The 24452-nt window shown below is 65.6% G+C and carries 22 protein-coding genes; 10 read left to right on the forward strand and 12 right to left on the reverse strand.

All coding sequences use genetic code 11. The features are described from left to right. Window positions 1-66: 66 nt before the first annotated feature. Window positions 67-1254, forward strand: coding sequence for a ribonuclease D (gene rnd / locus ACO055_RS06280; protein WP_422061729.1), 1188 nt, complete (start codon window positions 67-69; stop codon window positions 1252-1254). A 36-nt stretch (window positions 1255-1290) separates the two neighbouring features. Here rnd and ACO055_RS06285 read toward each other — a convergent pair whose 3' ends face one another. The 4 genes from ACO055_RS06285 to ACO055_RS06300 are packed head-to-tail and all read right to left on the reverse strand — an operon-like array spanning window position 1291 to window position 6882. After that, window positions 1291-2787 (reverse strand): Ppx/GppA family phosphatase, encoded by a 1497-nt coding sequence (locus tag ACO055_RS06285; RefSeq protein WP_422061730.1) that lies wholly within the window; start codon window positions 2785-2787, stop codon window positions 1291-1293. Beyond that, window positions 2784-4964: an RNA degradosome polyphosphate kinase gene (locus ACO055_RS06290; RefSeq protein WP_422061731.1), complete on the reverse strand. Its 2181-nt coding sequence runs from the start codon at window positions 4962-4964 to the stop codon at window positions 2784-2786. The genes ACO055_RS06285 and ACO055_RS06290 overlap by 4 nt, the downstream gene beginning before the upstream one ends. Next, on the reverse strand, window positions 4955-5608 hold the full coding sequence (locus ACO055_RS06295; protein ID WP_422061732.1) for an HdaA/DnaA family protein: 654 nt from the start codon (window positions 5606-5608) through the stop codon (window positions 4955-4957). Before ACO055_RS06295 ends, ACO055_RS06290 begins: the two co-directional genes overlap by 10 nt. After that, on the reverse strand, window positions 5608-6882 hold the full coding sequence (locus tag ACO055_RS06300) for a heavy-metal-associated domain-containing protein (RefSeq protein WP_422061733.1): 1275 nt from the start codon (window positions 6880-6882) through the stop codon (window positions 5608-5610). Before ACO055_RS06300 ends, ACO055_RS06295 begins: the two co-directional genes overlap by 1 nt. An 85-nt stretch (window positions 6883-6967) precedes the next feature. On the opposite strand from ACO055_RS06300, the gene purM reads away from it, so the two are divergent. The 3 genes from purM to ACO055_RS06315 are packed head-to-tail and all read left to right on the forward strand — an operon-like array spanning window position 6968 to window position 9575. Further along, entirely contained in the window at window positions 6968-8074 is a 1107-nt protein-coding gene (gene purM, locus ACO055_RS06305; RefSeq protein ID WP_422061734.1) for a phosphoribosylformylglycinamidine cyclo-ligase, read from the forward strand. Then, window positions 8067-9017, forward strand: a complete 951-nt coding sequence (purN, locus tag ACO055_RS06310) for a phosphoribosylglycinamide formyltransferase (protein WP_422061735.1) — start codon at window positions 8067-8069, stop codon at window positions 9015-9017. Before purM ends, purN begins: the two co-directional genes overlap by 8 nt. Before the next feature lie 9 nt (window positions 9018-9026). Then, window positions 9027-9575, forward strand: coding sequence for a hypothetical protein (locus tag ACO055_RS06315; RefSeq protein WP_422061736.1), 549 nt, complete (start codon window positions 9027-9029; stop codon window positions 9573-9575). Window positions 9576-9629: 54 nt separating this feature from the next. Here the strand turns inward: ACO055_RS06315 and ndk are convergent, their stop codons facing one another. Further along, the gene (gene ndk / locus ACO055_RS06320; RefSeq protein ID WP_422061737.1) at window positions 9630-10052 is read right to left on the reverse strand and encodes a nucleoside-diphosphate kinase; all 423 of its coding nucleotides are present in this window, start codon (window positions 10050-10052) and stop codon (window positions 9630-9632) included. A 138-nt stretch (window positions 10053-10190) separates the two neighbouring features. Between ndk and ACO055_RS06325 the strand changes: the two genes are divergently transcribed. After that, window positions 10191-10832: a hypothetical protein gene (locus tag ACO055_RS06325; protein ID WP_422061738.1), complete on the forward strand. Its 642-nt coding sequence runs from the start codon at window positions 10191-10193 to the stop codon at window positions 10830-10832. 3 nt (window positions 10833-10835) lie between these two features. On the opposite strand, the gene ACO055_RS06330 is transcribed toward ACO055_RS06325, so the two are convergent. Next, the gene (locus ACO055_RS06330) at window positions 10836-11285 is read right to left on the reverse strand and encodes a DNA polymerase III subunit chi (protein ID WP_422061739.1); all 450 of its coding nucleotides are present in this window, start codon (window positions 11283-11285) and stop codon (window positions 10836-10838) included. A gap of 14 nt (window positions 11286-11299) precedes the next feature. Beyond that, window positions 11300-12745, reverse strand: a complete 1446-nt coding sequence (locus tag ACO055_RS06335; RefSeq protein ID WP_422061740.1) for a leucyl aminopeptidase — start codon at window positions 12743-12745, stop codon at window positions 11300-11302. Between the two features lie 132 nt (window positions 12746-12877). Here ACO055_RS06335 and ACO055_RS06340 point away from each other — a divergent pair, with 132 nt between their 5' ends. The 4 genes from ACO055_RS06340 (at window position 12878) to rsmA (ending at window position 18742) form a co-directional block, all read left to right on the forward strand. Further along, window positions 12878-15187: an LPS-assembly protein LptD gene (locus ACO055_RS06340; protein WP_422061741.1), complete on the forward strand. Its 2310-nt coding sequence runs from the start codon at window positions 12878-12880 to the stop codon at window positions 15185-15187. 362 nt (window positions 15188-15549) lie between these two features. Further along, entirely contained in the window at window positions 15550-16890 is a 1341-nt protein-coding gene (locus ACO055_RS06345) for a peptidylprolyl isomerase (protein ID WP_422061742.1), read from the forward strand. After that, window positions 16890-17909 (forward strand): 4-hydroxythreonine-4-phosphate dehydrogenase PdxA, encoded by a 1020-nt coding sequence (pdxA, locus tag ACO055_RS06350; RefSeq protein WP_422061743.1) that lies wholly within the window; start codon window positions 16890-16892, stop codon window positions 17907-17909. Before ACO055_RS06345 ends, pdxA begins: the two co-directional genes overlap by 1 nt. Next, a complete protein-coding gene (gene rsmA, locus ACO055_RS06355; protein ID WP_422061744.1) occupies window positions 17906-18742 on the forward strand; it encodes a 16S rRNA (adenine(1518)-N(6)/adenine(1519)-N(6))-dimethyltransferase RsmA in 837 nt (278 codons plus the stop codon). Before pdxA ends, rsmA begins: the two co-directional genes overlap by 4 nt. Here rsmA and ACO055_RS06360 read toward each other — a convergent pair. The 5 genes from ACO055_RS06360 to ACO055_RS06380 all read right to left on the reverse strand — a co-directional run bounded on the left by ACO055_RS06360 (window position 18739) and on the right by ACO055_RS06380 (window position 23075). Beyond that, window positions 18739-19287, reverse strand: coding sequence for a tetratricopeptide repeat protein (locus ACO055_RS06360; protein ID WP_422061745.1), 549 nt, complete (start codon window positions 19285-19287; stop codon window positions 18739-18741). The two genes, rsmA and ACO055_RS06360, sit on opposite strands and share 4 nt — an antisense overlap. An 11-nt stretch (window positions 19288-19298) precedes the next feature. Then, the gene (locus ACO055_RS06365; RefSeq protein WP_422061746.1) at window positions 19299-20489 is read right to left on the reverse strand and encodes an RsmB/NOP family class I SAM-dependent RNA methyltransferase; all 1191 of its coding nucleotides are present in this window, start codon (window positions 20487-20489) and stop codon (window positions 19299-19301) included. Window positions 20490-20657: 168 nt separating this feature from the next. Beyond that, window positions 20658-22115 (reverse strand): IMP dehydrogenase, encoded by a 1458-nt coding sequence (guaB, locus tag ACO055_RS06370; RefSeq protein ID WP_422061747.1) that lies wholly within the window; start codon window positions 22113-22115, stop codon window positions 20658-20660. 196 nt (window positions 22116-22311) lie between these two features. Next, window positions 22312-22611, reverse strand: a complete 300-nt coding sequence (locus ACO055_RS06375) for a hypothetical protein (protein WP_422061748.1) — start codon at window positions 22609-22611, stop codon at window positions 22312-22314. 68 nt (window positions 22612-22679) lie between these two features. Further along, window positions 22680-23075 (reverse strand): hypothetical protein, encoded by a 396-nt coding sequence (locus tag ACO055_RS06380; RefSeq protein WP_422061749.1) that lies wholly within the window; start codon window positions 23073-23075, stop codon window positions 22680-22682. A 91-nt stretch (window positions 23076-23166) separates the two neighbouring features. On the opposite strand from ACO055_RS06380, the gene ACO055_RS06385 reads away from it, so the two are divergent. Continuing rightward, the gene (locus tag ACO055_RS06385) at window positions 23167-24411 is read left to right on the forward strand and encodes an MFS transporter (RefSeq protein ID WP_422061750.1); all 1245 of its coding nucleotides are present in this window, start codon (window positions 23167-23169) and stop codon (window positions 24409-24411) included. Window positions 24412-24452: the final 41 nt, after the last annotated feature.

Genomic DNA, 24452 nt, shown 5'->3' on the forward strand with positions numbered 1-24452 from the left:
TCCGACTTTGTTTGCAGCGGGTATTTTTTCCTGCCCGCAACGCCAAATCGCTGTATAGGCTCGATCATGCAAATCCATCCGCTCATCGAAACCAGCGCAGCGCTCGTCGATTTCGTCGATCTGATCAAAGGCAGCGATTTCATCGCCGTCGATACCGAATTCATGCGCGAAAACACCTTCTGGCCCGAATTGTGCCTGATCCAGGTCGCCGACACCGATCATGCGGCGGCGATCGATCCGATGGCCGCCGGAATGGACCTGAAGCCGCTGCTCGACCTGATGGTCGACAATGAAGACGTGTTGAAGGTCTTTCATGCCGGCGGGCAGGATGTCGAAATCATATTCAATCTGACCGGCAAGACGCCGCACCCGATCTTCGACACGCAGATCGGCCAGATGGCGTTGGGGCAAGCCGAGCAGGTCGGCTATTCGAACCTCGTCGAAGCCTGGATCGGACTGCAGCTCGACAAGGGCGCGCGCTTCACCGACTGGAGCCGCCGCCCGCTCGACAAGCGCCAGATCGATTATGCGATCGGCGACGTCACGCATCTCGCCAAAATATTTCCGATGATGCTGAAGAAGCTCGTCAAGACGGGGCGCGGCCATTGGCTTGACGAGGAGATGGAAAAGCTCGCCGATCCGTCGAATTATAACCTCGATCCGGAAAATGCCTGGCAACGCATCAAGGTGCCGTCGCGCAAGCCCGATGTGCTGGGCCGGTTACAGGCCCTCGCGGCGTGGCGCGAACGCGAGGCACGGAACAAGAATCTGCCGCGCGGGCGCATCGTCAAGGACGAAACGCTCGCCGACCTGGCCGCGCATCCGCCGAAAGACCAGGATGGCCTCGGCCGTGTCCGCGGCCTGTCGGCGACCTGGCGGACCAACGACATCGGCGGCCGGCTGATGGATTCGCTTGCGAATGCCAAGCTCATGTCGAAAGACGACATGCCCGACCGCGCGCCGCGTGGCCCTGGACTCGGCAAGGAAGGCGTGCTTGTCGGCGACCTTTTGAAGCTTCTTCTCAAGATCCGCGCGCGCGAGCTCAATGTCGCGGCGCGGCTGATCGCGCGAAGCGACGATCTGGAAGCGCTGGCCGCGGGCGCACGCGACAATATTCCGATGATGCAGGGCTGGCGCTACGACGTGTTCGGCCATGCCGCGGTCGATCTGGTCGAAGGCCGGATGGGCTTTGCCGTCGTCAACGGCAAGCTGGTGATGAGCGAGATCGACGCCGCGACGGTGAGCGAAATCTAACTCTGCGTCGCCCCCGCGCGGTGGCGGCAGACGAATTTACAGAAGCACCAGGTCCGGCTTGGCGTCGAGCGCCTGCGCGAGGATACGCAGGCGGCGCTCGACCGACTCGCCGGCGAGCTGGTGCCAGCCGGCATCAAGGCAGAGCCGCAGCTTGCCGTCGACGAGCGCGATGCCGCTGGCCTTGAGCGGCGCTTCGACGCCGCCTGTCAATCGCTGCGCGAGACGGATCGCGAGTCCCCATTGGCGGGCACGCGCAAGCCGGTCGGGTGCGACGAGGTTGCCCATCGCCGGAAATTCGGAATCGGCGCCGCCGAAGCCCGCATAAAGCGCGCGCGCGAGCAGGACCCGGCCGGGAATGTCGATGCTGCGCCAATTGCCGTGAAGGCCGATTTCGGTGCCGCGTTCGGCGCGGAAATCTGGGTTGGCCGACCATGCAACGTCGCTCAGCAGGCTCGCCGCGAGGCGCACCCGGCTGTCGGCGGGCACCTCGTCGGCAAAAAGCGGCGCGATCCAGTCGGCGATGGCGCGACCATGCGGTGCGAAGCGCGCGAGGCGACGGCCCTCGAATTCCGCAGCGACGATCAGCGGGTCCTGCGCGCGCACATCCTCGTCGAGCGCCTGATAGAGCAGCCCCTCGCGAAGCCCAGATGAAGAAACCGTCATCTCGGGCACGTCGAGAATGTTGACGAGCGCGGCGAGCAGCGCGGCTGCATCGGGCAAGGTTGCAGCGCGGTTCGATGCCATGCCGGGGATGGCGCGCAATTCCTCGAAGGTGAGCCGCTTGCTCGCGCGGATCAGGCGACGAATCGCGCTGCGCGGCAGCGTGTGCTGGTCGAGCACGGCGAGCGGGTCTTTCGTCAGTTCAAGGTCGAGGCGCGACAGCGCGCGCCACGATCCGCCCACGAGATAAAGCGGCAGTCCGGTCAGCCCTGCACCCGGCCAGTCCGCGGCGCGCAGCATCTTGCGGATCGCCCGCTCGAAGGCCTGTTCGCCGTCCTTGCGCAGCGCCGGCAAGCGCAGCACGCCCAGCGGGAAGGACGCGCGGCGTCCGACCTTGCCGTCAGCAACTTCGGCGAGTTCGAGGCTTCCGCCGCCGAGATCCACGGCGATGCCGCGTGCATCGGGGATCGCCGACAGCACGCCATAGCCAGCGGCTTCGGCTTCTTCCTCGCCCGTCAGCAAGCGAATCTCGAGTCCCGCCTCGGCGGCAGCGGCGATGAAGGCGGGACCATTTTCGGCATCGCGCACCGCGGCAGTCGCGACGCATTGCAGATCCCTGACCTCCATATGCTTGGCGAGCAGCGCATATCGGCGCAGCGCGACGAGCCCGCGCTCGGCATCCTCGGGCGCAATCCGGCCGTCGGTCGAAAGGCCCCGGCCCAGTCCGGCGGCGACCTTTTCGTTGAAGATCACCGCCGGCGCGCGCGCCGGGCCTTCGTAGACGACGATGCGGACCGAGTTCGATCCAATGTCGATGACGGCAGAGCGATGGACCGTTTGTTTCGAGGAGCGGAGCGGAGCCAAACTGCTCAATCTTCGCGCATATGGAAGTCGAGGGTGGGGACGTCCTGGCGTTTGTGGAGTGCCGTACCGCGCCCCGACAACGATGGGTTGTTCATGAAATAATGGTGCAGGTTGAAAGGCTTGTCGCCAGGATTCACGCGCTTGTACACGCCATCGGGCTGAAGCACCCAGCTTTGTTCATTATCGATCAGGTTCGCGACGAGCACCTGGTCCAAAATCTGGTCGTGCACCGTCGGATTCTGGATCGGGATCATATATTCGACGCGGCGGTCGAAGTTGCGCGGCATCCAGTCGGCGCTGGAGATATAGAGTTTTGCGGCGCTGTGCGGCAGGCGCGCGCCGTTCGCGAAGCCCCAGATGCGGCTGTGTTCGAGGAAGCGGCCGACGACCGACTTGACGCGGATCGTCTCCGACAGCCCCGGCACGCCCGGGCGCAGGCAACAGATGCCGCGAACGATCAGTTCGACCGGCACGCCGGCAGCGCTCGCTTCATAGAGCTTGTCGATGATGTCGGGGTCGACGAGGCTGTTCATCTTCGCCCAGACGCCCGACGGCAGTCCGGCCTTGGCCGAGGCGATTTCGGCGTCGATCAGGTCGCTCAGATGCGCGCGCATGTTGAGCGGCGACATGGTGACGAGTTCGAGCCGCTCGGGTTCGACATAGCCGGTGATATAGTTGAACAGCTGTGCCGCATCGCGCCCCGCGCGCGGGTCGGCCGTGAAGAAGCTGAGGTCGGTATAGATGCGCGCGGTCACCGGGTGATAATTGCCGGTGCCGAAGTGGCAATAGGTCTTGTACCCCTGCCCCTCGCGGCGGACGACCATCGAAATCTTGGCGTGCGTCTTCCACTCGATGAAGCCGTACACGACCTGCACCCCGGCGCGTTCGAGCTGGTTCGCCCAGAGCAGATTCTGCTCCTCGTCGAAGCGCGCCTTGAGTTCGACGACCGCCGTGACCGATTTGCCCGCCTCGGCTGCCTCGATCAGTGCGCGGATGACGGGCGACTGGTCGCCGGCGCGGTACAGCGTCTGCTTGATCGCGACGACGTCGGGATCGGCGGCCGCCTGCCGCAGGAAAGCGAGGACGACCTCGAAGCTTTCATAGGGATGATGGACCAGAATGTCCTTGCTGCGGATCGCCGCAAAACAATCGCCGCCATGTTCGCGGATCCGTTCGGGAAAACGCGGCGAGTAAGCGGGAAATTTGAGGTCGGGGCGGTCGACGTCCACCAGCGCCGACAGCGCCGCCAAGCCTATGAAGCCGCCGATCTTGGCAACGATCGCTTCATGCCCCTGGATATCGGCGTTGAGCACCGCGGCGATTTCGGCCGGCATGTCGGCCTCCAGCTCCATCAGGATCACACGGCCTCGGCGGCGGCGGCGGATCGCGGTGCGGAACAGCCGCACCAGATCCTCGGCCTCTTCCTCGATTTCGATGTCGCTGTCGCGGATGATGCGAAAGACGCCGAGCGAGCGGATCGCGAAGCCGGGGAACATCAGGTCGCCGAACAGCTCGATCAGATATTCGACCGGAACGAAGCTGCTCGGCTCGCCGGGAACGGGGACGAAGCGGGGCAGCGATGCCGGGATCATCACGAGTTCGCGCACCGTGTCGCCGGTCGCCTTGCGCTGGAGGTCGAAGATCACGCCCAGGCCACGGTTCGGGATGAAAGGAAAGGGATGCGCGGGATCGAGAACCTGCGGCGTCAGGATCGGGAAAATCTGGTCGAGGAAATATTGACGCAGGACGCGGCGCAGCGCCTCGACATCCGACCCGGTGCCGTGGACCACGATACCCTGTTCGCCAAGCTGGCGGTGAAGGAGCTGCCATTCGCTCTGCTGCTGGTCGACGAGGCGGTTCACCTCGGCCTCGATCTCGGCAAGCTGCTGGCCGGGCGAGCGGCCGTCCGCCGAGGGATCGTCGATCCCCTGCAGCTGCTGGCCCTTCAGCCCCGCGACGCGGACCATGAAGAATTCGTCGAGGTTGCTGCCCGAGATCGACAGGAAGCGCAGGCGTTCGAGCAGCGGATGCGCCGGATTGCGCGCTTCCTCCATCACCCGCCGGTTGAAGGCGAGCCACGACAGTTCGCGATTGAAGAAGCGCTCGGGGCCGAACGTCGGGTGCGCCGTATCGGCGTCATTGTCTGCGCGATTGTCTGCGCGAAGAGGGCCGCCGGCTATCGACATTGTGCTTCGTCCTGTCGTTCAAGGAGATCGGGATCGATCAGCCCCTGTGACAGTAATGTTTCACGGGTAAGACGAATGCTAACGCCCCGCCCTTTTTCGAGCGATGCGGCATCGAGCGCGGCGACGACGCGATGGAGCATCGCATAGCTGCGTTCCATGCGCGGGACGATGTAGGACGCCACTTCGGGCGCCAATGCCATGCCGCGCTGCGCGAACAGCGCCTCGATCAGGTCGCGCGCCAGGCAATCGTCGGGCTCGCCAATTGTCAGAACCGGAACCGCGCGCAGGCGCGACGCAAGATCGGGAAGCTGGATGTTCCATTCGGGCGGCGGCGCGTCGGCGATGATCAGCAAAGGTGTGCCCGATGCCTGCGCCGCGTTCCACGCATGAAAAATCTCTTCCTCCGAAACGCTGGCGGGTCCGTCGATCACCCGTCCGCCGGTTTCGCGCGCGAAAAAGCGCCCCATCAGGCTGCGCCCCGATCCGCGCGGGCCGGTCAGCACCGCCGTGCGCACCGGCCAGGTCGAAACATGACGGAGATAGCGCACCGCATCGGCGTTGCTGGCGCCGACGATCAACGGGCCATCGTTCGAGCCGCCCGCGCTCCAGTCGAGCGGCAGCGCAAATTGCCCGGGAGCCGCCATCAGCGGCTGATCCTGAGCTGCCCGCCGCCTTCCTGAACCTTGAATCCGCGCGCCGCGAGAGCCGCCTTCAAGGCCGCAAGATCGCCGCGGAAGGAAACGCGCATCACCGATGTCCCGCCGAGCGCTAGGCTGGTGGTCGAGGCCGACTGGACGCCGGCGGCGCCCGCAACGGCGCGTTCGGTCGCCGAGACCGAATCGACATCGGGCGAGGTGTACTGGACGGTGAAGCTCTGCACGCCGACCGCCGGTGTCGCGGTCGTCGCGCTGCTGTCGACCTCGCTCGGCAATGTGTCGTCCTCGGCCGCAACATCCTCGGGCAGATCGTCTTTTTCGACCGGCTTTTCGAGGACGAGATAGGCGTCTGTGCGCAGCACGCCTTCGGCGAGCGCGGTGGTGTAAAGGCCGTCCATCCGCGCGACCGCTTTTTCCATCATGTCGGGGAGCGCAGCGGGGCTGGGGCCGGTCATCGTGAACGTCCCGATCAGCTTGTTGTCGGGGCCGAAGCGCGCCGCAAAATAGCCTTTGATCGGCCCGCCGGGATAGCTGTACTCGACGCGCGCAATCGGGGTCAGCACGTCGGCGGCGCCATATTGGTCAAGGATCACGCGCCACCAGACGCGACCGCGTCGGCCGGTCTGGCCCGCGTTGAGCAACAGCGTATCAGCGCCAGTGCCCGCCGTGCGGACATAGTCGATCGCGCTTTGGCCGGTGTTATATTCCGCCCATGCGCGCTGCCAGGCGCTGCGCTGTTCGAACACCTGCTGAATCCCGTCGACCGAATAGACCGGAATGACGAGCAACGGCGGCGAGCGCAGCGTGCGGCCGCTGACGCCAAGAATCTGGCCCGCACGAACGCGGTCGAACTGGACGCCCAAGGTCGCGACATAGCGGCGCGGACCGATTTCTTCATGCTCGACGACGATCGCGGTGACGATGCCGTCGAGGACCGAATCGCCAAGCGCGGGGCCGTCGGTTCCGTTCATCTTGCGATACAACTGGGTCCAGCCCTTGCGCTGCGCCTCGCGCCAGCCCTTTTCGCGGGCATCCTCGGCATTGTCGCCCATCACATCGACGGTGATGCCGCTCGCCAGAAAATCGCCGCTGCTGTTGATCGGGGTGATGCCGCGATCGCCGCGGCTGATCTGTCCCTCGACGATCCCCGCCAGCAGGATTGCGAAGAAAAGACCGAAAAGCGCCGCCCAGCGCCAGTCGCGGGGTGCGATGGAGCGAAGGGTGAAGCCTGAAGCGAAGCGGGGGAAAGCGGCCGACGTCATATCTACTCTATGCTCTGCCCAAAAGCGCGGGTCGCGACAAGGAAATCATGGCATTTGTCGGCTGGAACCGTTAGTCGCGCGAGCCATGGATTCCAAGCACAACCAGCCCGCCTCCTACACTTATGCCCAGGCCGGGGTATCGATCGACGCAGGCAATGCGCTCGTCCGTGCCATTGCGCCGATCGCCCGTGCGACGCGGCGGCCCGGCGCCGACGCTGACCTCGGCGGATTCGGCGGATTCTTTGATCTGAAGGCAGCGGGGTTCAACGATCCGCTGCTCGTCGCGGCGAACGACGGGGTCGGCACCAAGCTGAAACTTGCGATCGAATCGGGCAAGCATGACGGTGTCGGAATCGACCTGGTGGCGATGTGCGCCAACGACCTGATCGTCCAAGGCGCCGAGCCGCTGTTTTTCCTCGACTATTATGCGACGGGCAAGCTCGATAACGATGTCGCGACCGAAGTCGTCGCGAGCATCGCCGAGGGCTGCAAGCAGGCCGGCTGCGCGCTGATCGGCGGCGAGACTGCCGAAATGCCGGGCATGTACTCGGACGGCGATTACGACCTTGCCGGATTTTGCGTCGGCGCCGTCGAGCGCGACCAGGTGCTGACCGCCGACAAGGTCGCGGCGGGCGACGTGATTCTGGGCCTGGCCTCGTCGGGCGTGCATTCGAACGGCTTCTCGCTCGTGCGGCGCCTAGCCACCGACAAGGGATGGAAGCTCGACCGCCCTGCCCTTTTCGACCAGAATGTGCTGCTAATCGACGCGCTGATGGCGCCGACGCGCATCTATGTGAAGAGCCTGTTGCCGCTGGTGAAGACCGGCAAGATCCATGCGCTCGCGCATATCACCGGCGGCGGGTTGCTCGAGAATATCCCGCGTATCCTGCCCAAGACGCTGCATGCCCATGTCGATGCCGACGCGTGGGAACAGCCGCGACTGATGGCGTATCTGCAGGCGCAGGGCCATATCGAGCCCGAGGAAATGGCGCGCACCTTCAATTGCGGGATCGGGATGGCGGTCGTCGTCGGCGAAGCCGACGTGGCGGACGTCACCGCGGCGCTGGCGGCCGCGGGCGAGACGGTGCACCGCATCGGGCATATCGCCGAAGGCGAAAAGGGCTGCACGGTCAGCGGCAGTGCCGAGACCTGGAGCGCGATGGGCGCGTGGACCGCGACGCATAATGGCTAAGGCGCGCGTAGCCGTCCTGATCTCCGGCGCCGGCACCAATATGGCCGCGCTGCTTTATGCGGCGAAGGCTGCCGACTGCCCCTACGACCTCGTGCTCGTCGGCAGCAACAACCCCGACGCACCGGGACTCGCGATCGCCGAAGCCGAGGGCGTTGCCACCTGGAGCCTGTCGCACAAGGGCCTGAACCGCGAGGCGTTCGACACGCTGGTCGACGAACAACTCCGCAAATCCGGTGTCGAGTTCGTCGCGCTCGCGGGCTATATGCGGATATTGAGCGACGATTTCGTCGCGCGCTGGGCGGGTCGGATGCTCAACATCCACCCGAGCCTGCTCCCCAAATATACGGGATTGAACACGCACGACCAGGCGATCGACGCCGGCGATGCGTTCGGCGGGTGCAGCGTCCATATCGTGACGCCCGGCGTCGACGAGGGGCCCGTGCTGGCGCAGACGCCCGTCGCGATCGTCGCGGGCGACACCGCCGACACGCTGGCCGAGCGGGTGCGGTTCGCCGAGCATCAGCTTTATCCGCGGACGCTTGCCGCCTTTGTGGCGCGCGAACGCTCCCCCGACTATCTGCTCGACCGCGTCCGCGACCTCGCGATGGCGCTGCCCGAGGCGGATGAGGTCAGCTCGCATGGCATGCCGTGCTTCGGGATCGTGAAGGGCAAGAAATTCGCCTATTTCACGCAGGATCACCATGGTGACGGCAAAACCGCGCTGCTCGTCAAGATCAGCGGCGCCGAGGAACAGGCGATGCTGATCGAACTCGACGCCGATCGCTATTATCGTCCAGCCTATTTCGGCGACGGCTGGGTGGGCATCCGGCTCGACCTCGGCGACACCGACTGGGACGCGATCGGCGAATGGCTGCGCAAGAGCTGGCTGGCGATCGCGCCGAAGAAGCTGGCGGGCCTGATGGGGATCGCGGACGAATTTTAAGGGGGACAGATGGACCAGTGGATCGCGTGGGCGGGAACCGCCCTTTCGGTGTTCATCACCGCGGCGGGCTTTTACATGGGCTGGCGGCGCTATCAGTCCGACAGCCTGCGCAGCCGCGATGTCGCGGTGTGGGCCGACAAGGCGATCGCGATGCTGCTGACCGTCGAGCTTTGCGCGAAGCCGGAAACGCCGATCGGCAGCGACGAACAGCTAAAGCGCCTGACCGATGCCTATTTCACGCTCAGCGCGCTCACCGAGCAGGGGCGGCTGTTTTTCGTCAACGTCGGCGCGCGCGACGGCACGCGCGCGGGCGGAACCTATGAGGGGCGCCGGCCAAAGCTGCTCGACCCGCTGGTGATCGCGCACAAGGCGGCAGAGCGCTTGATCGAACGGCCCGAAGCGGCCGGCAAGGCGCTGCACGCGGTGCTGCGCGAACAGCGCAAGGCTTTCGTCGCGCATGTTCAGTCCGAGATCGGACGGCGTCAAACAATCGCCAAGGATTCGCGCAAGGGCGGCGAAACCCCCGACCTCGACGCGATGATCGCCGCCGCGGCATGAAAAAGGCCGCCGGATCGCTCCGGCGGCCTCTTCGGTTCGGTTACGCCCCGGGGCTTAGCCGACGATTTCTTCGGGCTTGAAGAAATAGGCGATTTCGATCGCCGCATTCTCGTCGCTGTCGCTGCCATGGACGGTGTTCGCCTCGATGCTCTCGGCCAGTTCCTTGCGGATCGTGCCGGGTTCGGCGTTCGCGGGGTTGGTGGCGCCCATGATGTCGCGATTCGCCTGCATCGCGTTTTCGCCTTCGAGGACCTGAACGACGACGGGGCCGCTGATCATGAAGTCGACGAGTTCGCCGAAGAAGGGGCGTTCCTTGTGAACCGCATAGAAGCCTTCGGCCTGGTCGCGGGTCATGTGGATGCGCTTCGAGGCGACGACGCGCAGGCCGGCGTCTTCCAGCATCTTGGTGACGGCGCCGGTGATGTTGCGGCGCGTCGCGTCGGGCTTGATGATCGAAAAGGTGCGAGTGATCGCCATGGGAAAGCTCCTGCGTTGGTTTCTTATCTGATGCGCGCGCCTCTAGCCGCGCTTTTGCTGCACTGCAAGGTCGCCGGACCCAAATACGCTGCGAAACGGCACGTTTTCATGCTATCAACGCTGCCGGGGGGACCATCTATGACGAACAGGCTGAACGGAATGACCCGGCGTGCCTTCACAGGCTCGGCACTGGCGGCATCTATCGCGCTGACTAGCGGGGCAAAAGCGGCGGAGGCCGCGCTGCGCCCCACGGCATCGGGTGACCTGGGACCTTTCTACCCGATCGACAGACTCGCCGAGGATGATGCCGACCTGACGTGGATCAAGGGGCACGACAAACGCGCGATGGGCGATGTGATCGAGGTCAGCGGCCGCGTGCTCGACCGCTATGGCAAGCCGGTGTCCGGTGCGACGCTGGAAGTCTGGCAGGCCAATTCGGTCGGCCGCTATGCGCATCCGAACGATATCGCGACAGCGCCGATTGACCCGAATTTCCAGGGCTATGCTCAGATCAGGACTGGCGCGGACGGCGAATGGCGGATCGTTACGATCAAGCCCGCCGCCTATGACTCGCCGATCGGGCGGCGGACGCCGCACATCCATTTCGACGTCCATGGCAAAAGTCACCGTCTCATCTCGCAGATGTATTTTGCCGACGATGCGGACACCAACGCGAACGACGTGCTTTACAAGGGCCTTGGCGACTGGGCCGACACGGCGGTCGCGCGGCTCGACAGTCCGGCGAAGTATCGCTGGGACGTGATATTGATGGACGCCTAGCGCTCAGGGCCCTTCGGACCAGCGTCCGTTTTCGTCCTGCTTCCAGAAGCGGTTGTCGACATCGTCGCGCGCCGCCAGCGTACGCCAGGTCGCGCGTGCGTCGTCGATGCGGCTGTTGTCGAACAGCAGGAAGCTTCGTTCGAACCCCAGCGCCTCGTCACGCCATTCGCCGTCGGCGAGCGCGATGTGCGTTGCGCGGTTGGGCGGCGCGGGATCGAGCGTACCGGCAAGCAGAATCGGCTCGATCGCCTCGTCGGGCGACCCGGCATTGCCGTGCGGCAGAAAGCCCGCGGGTTGCAGCGTCCACAGCGCCTCGTCGATCGCCTGCCGCTGCATCGCCGAGGCGGCGACCACCAGCAGACGGTCGCCATTCGCCAGAATGCGCGTCGCAAGCGCGGGGAGCACCCGTTCGACGGGGTCGCGCGTCAGCCGGTAGAAGTCGACGCGGGACATGCTCCCCTGCCCTCTCAGCCTTCGTGGTTGTCGGCGATGTAGCGGTCGAGCAGGCGGACGCCATAGCCGGTTGCGCCCTTGCCATGGACCGCGCCGTCCTTGTCGGCCCACGCCATCCCCGCGATGTCGAGATGCGCCCAGGCGACGCCTTCGTCGACATAGCGCTTCAGGAATTGTGCCGCGGTGATCGAGCCGCCTTCGCGCGGGCCGATATTCTTCATGTCGGCGATCGGGCTGTCTATCAGCTTGTCGTAAGCAGCCGACAGCGGGAAGCGCCACAGTTTGTTGTTGCTGCCCTCGCCCGCCGCGATCAGATCGGTCGCCAGCTTGTCGTCATTGGCGAAGATGCCGGCATATTCGTGGCCGAGCGAGATGACCATCGCGCCGGTCAGCGTGGCAAGATCGACGATGACCTTGGGATCATAGGCCTTTTGCGCCCAGCTGATCGCGTCGCAGAGGACAAGGCGGCCCTCGGCGTCGGTGTTGAGCACTTCGACCGTCTGGCCCGACATGGTGGTGACGATGTCGCCGGGACGCATCGCGTTGCCGTCGGGCATATTTTCGACGAGGCCCACGACGCCGACGACATTCGCCTTTGCCTTGCGCCCGGCAATCGCCTTCATCGCGCCGGCGACGGCGCCCGCGCCGCCCATGTCCCATTTCATCATGTCCATGCCCGGCCCAGGCTTCAGGCTGATGCCGCCGGTGTCGAACGTCACGCCCTTGCCGATGAACACGACCGGCGCTTCGCCTGCCTCGCCGCCGTTCCAGCGCATCGCCAGAAGGCGCGGCGGGCGCGTCGAGCCCTGCGCAACGCCAAGCAGGGCGCCCATGCCGAGCGCTTTCATCTGGCGCTCGTCGAGGATTTCGATCTCGATGCCCAGGTCGGCGAGGTGCTGGCAGCGCTCGACGAAGGTTTCGGGATAAAGAATGTTCGGCGGCTCGGCGACGAGCGTCTGGGTCAGCGCAACGCCGTCGGCAACCGCCGAATAGCTGCCCCAGCGTGCCGACAGATCGCCCGCGGGCGACGCGATCAGGATGCTGTTCAGGCTCGGCTTCGCCGTATCCGACAACCGCGTGCGATAGGTATCGATGCGCCAGGCGCGCAGCTTTGCGCCCATGGCGAAGGCAAGAACATCGTCTTCGTCGTTCTGCGCCGTGCTCGCGAAATCGACGTGTAGCGTCTGGACACCGCTGGTTTGCAGCCGCGCGACGAGCGCAGCGCCAGCGCGCTCGAGATCCAGCACGCTGCCTTCGCCGATGCCGACGAGCAACAGCCGCTTCGCCTGTTCGCCGTCGATCGCGGCGGTTTCGGCAATCGCGCCGGCGGCGCCTTCGAAGCGCGCCTGCTGGGCCGCGGCGCCGAGCAGTGCGCCCAGCGCGCTCGCCTCTCCCTTGCGGACCGGAAACGCGACAACGTCGGCAGACGTGTCGATTTGCGCGACAAACTGGATGTTCATGCCTTAACTTTCATATGCGGAGATTGATTGGAACGTGCCGGATCGATAGGGGTTTCGCCTGCGAGTTGCAAAAACAAAGCAGCCGGTCCAAGCCGGATTGCCGTTATCTAGGGTCTGGGACAAAGATATCAAATGAGCTGGGCTTTGTTCCATCGGTCGACGCGCACGCGCCCCTTGTGGCTGGTGACCGCGAGCGGCGTCGCGCTGATGGCGTGCCCCGTCGCCGCCCAACAGTCGGTCGAGCCGCCGCAGATCGAGGCGCCACAGGGCCAGCCCGACCTGCAGAATCGCGACGTCTCTACCGCCGCCACCGACGCTCCCGCCTCCAGGGCCGAGGATCAGATCGGCTTTGCCGCCGATAATATCAATTACGACAGCGACAGCGACATCGTCGTCGCCGAGGGCAATGTCGCGATGAACCGCGACACGGTCGACATGCGCGCGAACAAGGTGACGTGGAACCGCAAGACCGGTGAAGTCGTCGCCGAAGGCGATGTCGCGATCAAGAATCCCGAGGGCGACACCGCCTATGGCGACCGTATCGTCCTGACCGACACGCTGCGCGACGGCGTGGTCGAAAATCTGCTCGTCGTGCTCGACAATGGCGCGCGCCTCGCTGCGGTGAAGGGCACACGATTCGACAACGGCAATATCGAGCTCGAAAACGCCGCCTATACGCCCTGCCCTGTCGAGGATGGCAGCGGTTGCCCGAAGAATCCGAGCTGGCAGGTCCGCGCCGTCCGCGTGATCTATGACCGCGCGAAGAACAAGATTCGGTACAAGGGCGCGCGGATCGAGTTGTTCGGCCTGCCGCTGATCCCTCTACCGGGGCTCAGCCACCCTGCGAACCAGCAGGCGGGAAGCGGGCTTCTCGTTCCCGAAATCCGCCTCGCGCGCTCCAATGGCTTCGAGATCGCGGTTCCTTATTATCTGCGCATTGCATCCGATCGCGACATCACGATCACGCCGCATATCTACACTGGCGCGGCGCCGATGCTCGAAGGCGAATTCCGGGCGCTGACCGATGTCGGATCGTTCCGGATCAATGGCTATGCGACGTCCAGCTCGGTCGTGCCGCTCAACGTGAGCGGTCCGACGGTTCCCGGCAAAAACGAGTTTCGCGGCTATCTGGAAAGCGCAGGCAAGTTCCAGTTCTCGCCGCGCTGGAGCTTCACCTTTTCGGGTCGCATCGCGACCGACCGCACGTTCATGCGCCGCTATGACATCAGCCGCGACGACCGCTTGCGCTCGACCTTCGAGCTCGAACGGATCGGCGGGAGCAGCTATCTGTCGATCGCCGGCTGGGCGACGCAAACGTTGCGCGCCGGCGATCAGCAGGGCCAGCAACCCATTGCGCTGCCGATCATCGACTATCGCCAGCGTTTTGCCGATCCGGTGCTGGGCGGGCAGGTCGAGTTGCAGCTCAACACGCTCGCGATCGGCCGCACGTCTGGCCAGGACACGCAGCGCGCCTTTGCCGGCGCGTCCTGGAATCTGCGTGGGCTGACCGGAATGGGCCAGGAAGTCGTGCTGACCGCGCTCGTGCGCGGCGATGTCTATCACAGCGACGAAAACCTGCTGACCTCTGTGCCCGGCTATCGCGGCAAATCGGGCTGGGAAGGCCGCGGTATCGCTGCCGTTGCCGCCGACATGCGCTGGCCCTTCATCGGCGAATTCGCCGGCGGCACACAGACGCTGACGCCGCGCGTCCAGATCGTCGCGACGCCGCAGCTCAAGAATCTCGATATTCCGAACGAGGATTCGCGCGCGTTCGATCTGGAAGACAGCAACCTGTTCGCGATCAACCGCTTCTCCGGATACGACCGGTTCGAGGATGGCGCGCGCATCACCTATGGCGTCGAATGGAATTACAGCCGGCCGGGGTTCAATGTCAGTTCGGTGATCGGACAAAGCTATCGCCTGTCGGACAAGCCCAGCCTGTTCCCCGACGGCACCGGCCTGACCGACCGGACCTCCGACGTCGTCGGGCGCACGACGGTTGCGTACAAGGACTTCCTGCGGCTGACGCACCGCTTCCGGCTCGACAAGGATAATCTGGCGATCCGCCGCAACGAATTCGACGCGACGATCGGCAGCCGTTCGACCTATGCCGTGCTCGGCTATTCGCGGCTCAACCGCGACATCCTGCTGCTCGGCGAGGATTTGCAGGACCGCGAGGAAGCGCGTGTCGGCGGCCGCGTCGCCTTTGCGAAAAACTGGTCGATCTTCGGGTCAGCCATCGTCGACCTGACCAGCAAGAATGACGATCCCCTGAGCGTCGCCGACGGCTTCGACCCGATTCGGCATCGCTTGGGCGTCGCCTATGACGACGAATGCCTGTCGATCGCACTGACCTGGCGCCGCGACTATATCGACACCGGCGACGCGCGGCGCGGCAACAGCTTCTCGTTCCGCATCGCCTTCCGCAATCTGGGGTTCTAGCTACCCGCTGACGCGTGGAAGCGGATATTCCCTTTTTCGTCATCTTGCACTTTTCGTCATCCCGGACTTGATCCGCTTCGTCATCCCGGACTTGATCCTCTTCGTCATCCCGGACTGGATCCGGGATCCATAGCCGCACCGTCGTCGTGGATCCCGGATCAAGTCCGGGATGACGAAGCGGAGCTAGGCGCCTCCCCCCTCCACCGTCGCAAAGCGCACGCCTCCCCCATTCTGCTCAGCCCCCGTTCAGCGTTTCAACGCTAGATCGGGCCCAGTTATGACATGCAGACACGCGTTTGCGCTGGACCATCGGGCACGTCCGCTGATACGGAGCGGGCCGGAACCTCTCGAATAGGGTAAAAATGATCAAAATTTCGACCATGATCGGGCTGATGGCCGCGGCGGCCGTGGGTATCACGCCGGTAATCGCGCAGACCGTCCCCGACAATGAAGTGCCGACGACCAGCCTGAACATTCCGGGCAACGTCCAGATCTACGGCGATGCCAAGCCGAATGTCTATCGCCCCTCGGCGACGGTGAATGGCGAGATCGTGACCGCGACCGACATCGAACAGCGCATGGCGCTGATCCGCATCGCGAACAACAATGTCGAGCTGCCGCCCGAAGAATTGCAGCGGCTGCGCAACCAGGTTTTCAGCAACCTGATCGACGAAAAGCTGCAAATCCAGGAAGCCAAGGCGGCCAAGATCGAGATCGACGAGAATGTCATCAACGATCAGTTCGCCCGCCTGGCTGCGCGCTTCAAGCAGACGCCCGACCAGTTCACGCAATATCTGGTGTCGAAAAATTCTTCGGCGGCCGCGGTCAAGCAACAGATCCGCGGTGAATATGCCTGGGACCGCCTGCTGTCGCGCAACATCCAGTCGACGACCAACGTGTCGACCGAAGAGGTTGAAGCGATCGTCAAGCAGATGAACGAATCCAAGGGCCAGGACGAATTTCACATCGGCGAAATCTATCTGTCGGCGACGCCTGAAAACGCCGCCGCCATCGTCGAGAATGCCCGCAAGATCATCCAGGCGCTACAGGCGGGCGGCAGCTTTGCCGCCTATGCGCGCCAGTTTTCAGAAGCATCGACCGCGGTCGTCGGCGGCGACCTTGGCTGGGTGAAGTCGGCGCAGTTGCCGACATCGATGGCCGAAGCCGCCGGGCAGATGCAGCCGGGCCAGCTGGTCGGCCCGATCGAGGTTCCGGGCGGCGTGTCGATCATGCTGATGATCGACCGGCGCCAGGTCCTGACCGCCGATCCGCGCGACGCGGTGCTGAGCCTGAAGCAGATCTCGCTCGATTTCCCGGCCGGGACGAACGAAGCGCGCGCCGCCGAACTCGCCGGCAAATTTGCCGAATCGACGCGCAATATCGCCGGCTGCGGCGCCGCCGACGCGGTGGCGGCCAGCATTGGCGCCGCCATCGTCTCGCGCGACAATATCGAAATGCGCGCGCTGCCTGCCCCTCTGCAATCGACGCTGGCCTCGATGCAGATCGGCCAGACGACGCAGCCTTTCGGCGCCGCGAACGAAGGCATCAGCGTGCTGGTGCTGTGCGGCCGCGATATGCCGCAGACGGCGACCGCGCCCGATCTCCAGCAGATCGAGCAGCGCCTGCTCGAGGAAAAGGTCAACAAGCGCGCCCAGCGGTATCTGCGCGATCTGCGACGCGACGCGGTGATCGAATATAGCTGATGCCCGATCCTGATACTCCGCGGCCGATCGCGGTCACCATGGGTGACCCGGCCGGCGTGGGACCCGAAGTCGCAGCCCGTTCGTGGGTTGCGCGACGCGAGCATGGCCTTCCGCCTTTCATTGCCATCGGCGACATTGCCGCGGTCGAAGCCGTCTGGGACGGGCCGATCGCGCGCGTGGGCGATGTCGAGGAGGCCGAGCGCGCGTTCGATACCGCCCTCCCCGTCTGGCACCTCGAAGACAGCGGGCCGCTGACCCCCGGCACACCGACCGCGGCCGGCGCGACCTGCGCGCTCCACGCGCTCGAAACCGGCATCGGCCTGACGCGCAATGGCGCGAGCTCGGCGCTCGTCACCGGCCCGGTGTCGAAGCATGCCTTGCACGGCATCGGCTATACGCACCCCGGGCAGACCGAATTCATCGCCGAGCGCTGCGGCGTCACGCACACCAATGCGGTGATGATGCTGGCGGGACCGAGCCTGCGCGTCGTGCCGCTGACCGTCCATATCCCCCTGTCCGAAGTTCCCGAGCGGCTGACGATCGAACTGATCGTCGCCAAGGCGCGGATCGTCGCGCGCGGGCTGGCGCGCGATTTCGGCGTCGCGCAGCCGCGGCTCGCGATCGCAGGGCTCAACCCGCACGCAGGCGAAAGCGGCCAGCTCGGTGACGAGGAAATCCGCATCATGGCCCCCGCGGTCGCGCAGCTCGCCGAGGAAGGGATCATCGTCGAAGGCCCGCTGGCCGCCGACGCGCTGTTCGCCCCGGGCATTCGCGATCGGTATGACGCGATCCTGTGCGGCTATCACGACCAGGCGCTCGCACCGTTCAAGGCGCTGCATTTCCACGACGGGGTCAATCTGACGCTGGGGCTGCCGATCATCCGCACCTCGCCCGACCATGGCACCGCGTTCAACATCGCCGGAGCGGGGACGGCCGATCCGGGACCGACGATCGCAGCGATCGCGATGGCGGCGCGCATGGCCGCCGCGCGCGAGCAAAGCTACGCGCCGGCGAAGTGACCGTCGAACCCAAGCATCCCCTGCCCCCGCTGCGCGAGACGGTGCGCGTCCACGGCCTGCAGGCCAGCAAGGCGCTGGGGCAGAACTTCCTGTTCGACGAACAGCTGCTCGACCGGATCGCGGCGCTGCCGGGCGACCTGGACGACGCGGCGGTGTTCGAGGTGGGACCGGGGCCTGGCGGGCTGACGCGCGCGTTGCTCCGCGCTGGCGCGCGCGTGACCGCAGTCGAGCGCGACGACCGCTGCCTGCCGCTGCTCGGCGAGCTGTCGGACGCGTTCGGCGGGCGGCTGACCGTCATTCCCGACGATGCGATGGCGATCGATGCCGATGCGATCGCGGGCGCGCCATATCATATCGTCGCGAACCTGCCGTATAATGTCGGCACCGCGCTGTTCACGCGCTGGCTCGAGCCCAAGGCGTGGCCGCCGCTGTGGCTGTCGCTGACGCTGATGTTCCAGCTCGAGGTCGCCGAACGCATCGTCGCGCCGGTGGGATCGGGCGCTTACGGGCGCCTCGCGGTGCTATCGCAGTGGCGTTCGACCCCGAAGATCGCGATGAAAGTCCATCGCTCGGCGTTCACGCCGCCGCCCAAGGTGATGTCGGCGATCGTCCACGTGACACCGACCGAGCAGCCCGAAGGCGTCAACCCGCGCATCCTGTCGAAACTCACCGAGAAGGGATTTGGCCAGCGGCGCAAGATGCTGCGGCAGAGCCTGAAAGGGATGGAAGGCGCCATCGAGGCGCTCGAATCGCTCGGCATCGACCCGACACGGCGCGCCGAAACGATCAGCGTCGCCGAGTGGGTCGCGCTGGCGCGAACGTTGAGCGCTTAATTCTGGTTGCTGGTGCCGACCGTCGCTACGACGGGCTTCGGTGCGATCGCTTCGGCGGCGACGACGCGTTTTGCGTCGCTGCTGGCGATGGCTCTTTCGAGCGTCGCGACCTGCGGACAGGTCGTCTTGCACAGCCGCTTCGCGTCGGCGAGCTTTTCGCGCGCCAGCTCGAGCGCGCCCTTGTCGGCGAGCGCTTCGCCCTGTCCGGTCAGAGCGGTGACGTCGTTGGGTTCGAGGAGCAGCGCTTCGCGATAGAGGCCGATCGCCTTGCCCGGCAGCCCCTGCGCGCGCGCGACCTGCGCCATCGCGATGATCGCCGAGCGGTTGCGCGGATCGGCGGCGAGCGCCGATTCATAGAAATCGACCGCCTGGGTCAGATTGCCCGCGGTCTGCGCGGCTTCGCCCTGCTTCTGGAGCACGGTCGAACGCGGCAGGATGTCGTTGTCGGCGCGCTGCGCATCGGAGGCCACGGGCATGCTGGCAAGAATAAGGCCGGCACCAAGAGCCAACAGACTGACGCGCATCGCATTCTCCCATTTTGTCATTCGCGGCGATGCTAACATGGGCGTGTCAGCCGTGCGAGAAAAAATCCGTCGCAGCCGTCGTGGGCCGGCGTCAGCAGAAAACCGCGGCCCGCAGCGCGGCCGATGCCCCGGGGCAGATAGTCTTGATCCGCCGTCCAGCCGGGATTTTGCGTCAGAAACTCGTCCACCTGGGCCCGCCCCTCGCGCGCGATGATCGAGCAGACGGCATAGAGGAGTTTGCCGCCGGGCGCCACAAGATCGGCGCCGATGCCGATGAGCTTCGCCTGATCGGCGAGATGACGATCGAGGCGCGCGGGGGTGAGGCGCCAGCGCAATTCGGGACTGCGCCGCCAGGTGCCGCTGCCCGAGCAAGGTGCATCGACAATGACGTGATCGGCCTTGCCCTGCCAGTCGGCGAGCATGTCCAGTTCCTGGCCCGGATTGAGCAGCCGTGTTTCGATCCGCGTCGCGCCTGCGCGTTCGGCGCGCGGCGCGAGTTGCTGCAGGCGGGCGCGGTTCGTGTCGCAGGCCAGAATATCGGCGGCGTTTCCGGTGAACGAAGCGATGGCAAGCGTCTTGCCGCCGCCCCCCGCACACAGATCGACGATCTTCGCGCCGGCCGCGGCGCCCAGAGCGGCCGACGCATATTGGCTCGCAGCGTCCTGAACCTCGAAGCGGCCCTCGGCATAGGCGGGATGCTGGGCGGCAGCGGTTTCGGGCGGCAGGCGCCAGCCGTCGGCCGCGCCGGGGATCGCTTTACCCTCGGGAAAAAATGTCGCCAGATCGTCGCCGGTCGCCTTGATCCGGTTGGCGCGAAGATCGAGCGAAGCGCGCGCGAGCATCGCGTCGCGCTCGCTTTCGCCGACGAGCGGATCGAAGAGATCGATGAGCGCCTGTGCCGCAAGCCCGGGCTCGGCGCGCGGTTCGTCAGGCGCGATCGGCGCGGGGCCATAGGGCGTGCCGTCGAACAGCTCCGTCAGCGCGGGATCGGCATCGACGAGCGCGAGCATTGCGGCGCGCCCCGACGCGGGCGCCGACCGAACGACACGGATTGCATCATAGACATGCGCGCGGATCGCGCGGCGATCCTTCGACCCCGCATAGCGGCGCGCGCGCATCGCTTCGGCGAAAATGGCGTCGGCCGGCGGCCCGCCCTCACGCGCCGAAGCGGCAATGGCGTCGAGAATCTCGATGGCGGTCTGGAGGCGGGCGGCGGGGGTCATAACGCCTTCTCCCTCTCCTTCAGGGGGCAGCGAGATTTGCCGACTGGCTGGCCTAGTCGCAGCGGGTGGGGCCCATCGGCCTTGCGCAAGGCTGACGGCCCCCACCCCGATCCCTTTCCTGAAAGGGAGGGGCTTGCAGGAGTCGCTTCGCCGTGCATTGCGCTATCCTCAACCCGCCGGATAATTCGGCGCCTCGCGGGTGATCGCGACGTCGTGGACATGGCTTTCGCGCAGCCCCGCATTGGTGATCCGTACGAACTTTGCCCGCTCGCGCAGGTCTTTCAGCGTCCGGCTGCCCGTATAGCCCATCGCGGCCTTCACCCCGCCAACGAGCTGGTGGATCACATCCTTCGCCGGGCCCTTGAACGGGACCTGGCCCTCGATGCCTTCGGGAACCAGCTTCATCTGGTCCTTGATGTCCTGCTGGAAATATCGGTCGGCCGAACCGCGCGCCATCGCGCCGACACTGCCCATGCCGCGGTAGCTTTTGTACGTCCGGCCCCGGAACAGGAAGGTTTCGCCCGGCGCCTCGGCCGTGCCGGCGAGGAGCGAGCCGACCATCACGCTCGACGCGCCCGCGGCGAGCGCCTTTGCTATGTCGCCCGACGTGCGCAGGCCGCCGTCGGCGATGACGGGAACGCCCAGCTTTTCAGCGGCTTCGACGCTGTCGAGAATCGCGGTGAGCTGCGGCACGCCGACGCCCGCGACCACGCGCGTGGTGCAGATCGATCCGGGGCCGATGCCGACCTTTACGCCGTCGGCGCCGGCGTCGATCAGCGCCTTGGTCGCATCGCCCGTCGCGACATTGCCCGCGAGCACCTGGACGCGGTTCGACATTTTCTTGATCCGCTCGACCGTCGCGCCGACACCCTTGCTGTGGCCGTGCGCGGTATCGACGACGATCAGGTCGCATTCGGCGTCGAGCAAAGCCTCGACCCGCTCGATCCCCGAATCGCCGGTGTTCGTCGCCGCGGCAACGCGCAGGCGGCCGTTGCCGTCCTTGGTCGCGTCGGGGAAGTTGACCGCCTTTTCCATGTCCTTGACGGTGATCAGACCGATACAGCGATAATCGTCATCTACGACGAGCAGCTTTTCGATGCGCCGCTGGTGCAGCAATTTGCGCGCCTCGTCCTGCCCGACGCCGGGGCGGACGGTTGCCAGATGTTCGGCGGTCATCAGCTCGCGCACCGGCTGGCCGGGGTTGTCGGCAAAGCGGACGTCGCGGTGGGTCAGGATGCCGACGAGCTTGCCGCCGGGTTCGACCACCGGAATCCCCGAAATCTTGTGCTGGTCCATCAGCGCGGTCGCATAAGAGAGCGGCGCGTCGGGGGTGATGGTGATCGGGTTGACGATCATGCCGCTTTCAAAGCGCTTCACTTGCCGCACCGCTGCGGCCTGTTCCTCGATCGTCATGTTGCGGTGGAGAACGCCGATACCGCCGATCTGCGCCATCAGGATCGCCATGTCGGCCTCGGTCACCGTATCCATTGCCGAGGAGAGGATCGGGATATTGAGCGTGATCTCGCTGGTCAGCTGAGTCGAAAGATTGGCGTCGGAAGGCAGGATATCCGAAGCACCGGGCACCAGCAGCACGTCGTCGAAGGTCAGGCCGGTGATGATTTCCATGGGTGCCACTTTCTCATGCGGGCGGCATCTGCCCCGCGTTTCGGGACGACACACGCGATTCGTTTGGTGGCGGCCCATGTAACCAGTCGGACCGGAGCGCGCCAGTGGGGTCGGTGCGATTATTTCATCCGCGCCCTACGCGCGGAAAAAGACGGGATTGCGGCAGCGCGGGGCCGCCGCAATCCCGTACCCGGCGTTATTTGGCGAGCAGCCAGACGACCGTCACCAACATCAGGGCAAAGAAAGTGGTGAAGCCAATGATCTCGCCCCAGGCGAGGTCGAGTTGCCGCGCATGCTGATCGCGGAACGCCGCGATATTCTCCTTGAGATCGACCATACCGGTGACAAGCCCGATGTCGAGGTGCCGCCCCTTCTTGAGGAAGACCACGGCCTCCTTCGCCTCGGCGTCGCTGATGTGGGGGTAACGGCGGAAGATATCTTCCGCGCGCACGGCCTGGGTCGAGGCCGAAGCCCCGTTTTCGATTATGTCCGTCATTTCAAATTCCATCGCTTGCGCCCCCGCGAAGGGGGCGTCGAATTGGGTCCGCCCAAGGGCGGCGCTGATTAGCCGATGGAGGGAAAAGGCGGCGCGCGTGCGGCGTAGGGCGCACCGTGCCAACCGGCGACCTTTGCCAGCGGAAGCGTGACGAAAGCGGCGGCCTCCGCCGAACGCGCCGCCAGCAGGATCGCCGCGACCAGCGCCAGCGGGTCGGGACCCGATGGGTTGTGCCGGTGATCGTCGTCGCCGGTTCGATGCGGCGTCAGCTTGATCGCGGCCAAGCGTCCCACATGCGCCGGTGCCTCGACCAGCGCCCGCACCGCCGACACCTTCACCGCGCCGTCGAGCGCGCGAGCGCCCGCCGGATCGTTCAGCGCGCCGAACGCGCCGAGCGACAGCAGCGCCATCCAGGCCAGCAAGCCAGCCATGCGGCTGCGGCCGAGAGAGAGGATCGACGTCATCGGCCCTCTATAATCATTCCTACCTTGCGGAAAACTGACTCATTTGTCGAAGTGGAGCGCCTTGCGACGGTGGCCATGCCGGTCTAGGCGCATGGGTGTGAGTTCCGACACGCCCTCCCCGCCCTCCGCGCTCGCCCCCTTCAACTACCCCGCCTTTCGCGCCATCTGGATCGCCAACCTGGCGTCGAACATGGGGTCGATGATCCAGTCGGTCGGTGCCGCGTGGCTGATGACCGAGCTCACACGGTCGCATCTGCTCATCGCGCTCGTCCAGGTCGGCGCGACGATCCCGATCCTGCTGCTCGGCGTCTTTGCCGGTGCGATTGCCGACAATTACGACCGGCGGCGCGTGATGCTCGCCGCGCAGACGGGGATGCTCATCGTCTCGGCCATCTTGACGGTGACGACATGGATGGGGGCGATCACGCCCTTTCTTCTGCTCTTCTTCACGCTCGCGGTAGGCTGTGGCACTGCGCTGAATGGCCCGGCGTGGCAGGCCTCGGTGCGCATGCAGGTCGGCCCGAAAGATCTGCCGCAAGCGATCGCGCTCAACAGCATCGCGTTCAACCTTGCGCGAAGCGCGGGGCCCGCGCTTGGCGGGCTGCTCATTTCGATCACCGGCCCGGCGCCGGCGTTTGCGCTCAACGCGATCTCCTATCTGGCGCTGATCGTCGTGCTGCTGCGCTGGCATCCGGAGGTCGAGCCGCCGAAACGCACGCCCATGCTCGCGTCGATCGCAACGGGCCTGCGCTTTTGCTATCAGTCCGATCCGGTGCGCCGCATCCTGATCCGCGGCTTCGTCTTCGGGACCCCCGCGATTACCTTTCAGGCTTTGCTGCCTTCACTCGTGCGCGACCGGCTGCACGGGACCGAGACGATATACGGCGTATGCCTGGCCGCATTTGGCATCGGCTCGATCCTCGCGGCGCTGTTCGTGGGCAATCTTCGCCGGCGCTGGGGCAGCGACCGGATCGTGAGCGCATCCTCGCTGGTCTATGCGGCGGCGATGCTGCCCGTCGCGCTGACCCAAAGCCTGCCGATCATCCTGGCCGCCGCCTTTGTCGCGGGCATGGCGTGGGTATCGACCCTGACAACTCTCAACGTCGCGATGCAGCTTCGCTCGCCCGAAGCGATCCTGGGGCGATGCATGGCGATCTATCAAGCCGTGACTTTTGGCGCGATGGCGCTCGGAGCATGGCTGTTCGGGGCGATCGCCGACCTTTGGACGCTTTCCACCGCGATTCTCGCCGCCGCGGGATGGTTGACGATTTCGGCGATCATCGTCCCGATGCTGGCGCCGATGCCGGGGCGCGACGAAGGCCGCATCATGCCCTGAGCCAAGGTGCAGCGACGGGTTTCAAAAGGCGCCCGACGACG

Source organism: Sphingopyxis sp. (genome assembly GCF_965227415.1).
Lineage (GTDB): Bacteria > Pseudomonadota > Alphaproteobacteria > Sphingomonadales > Sphingomonadaceae > Sphingopyxis.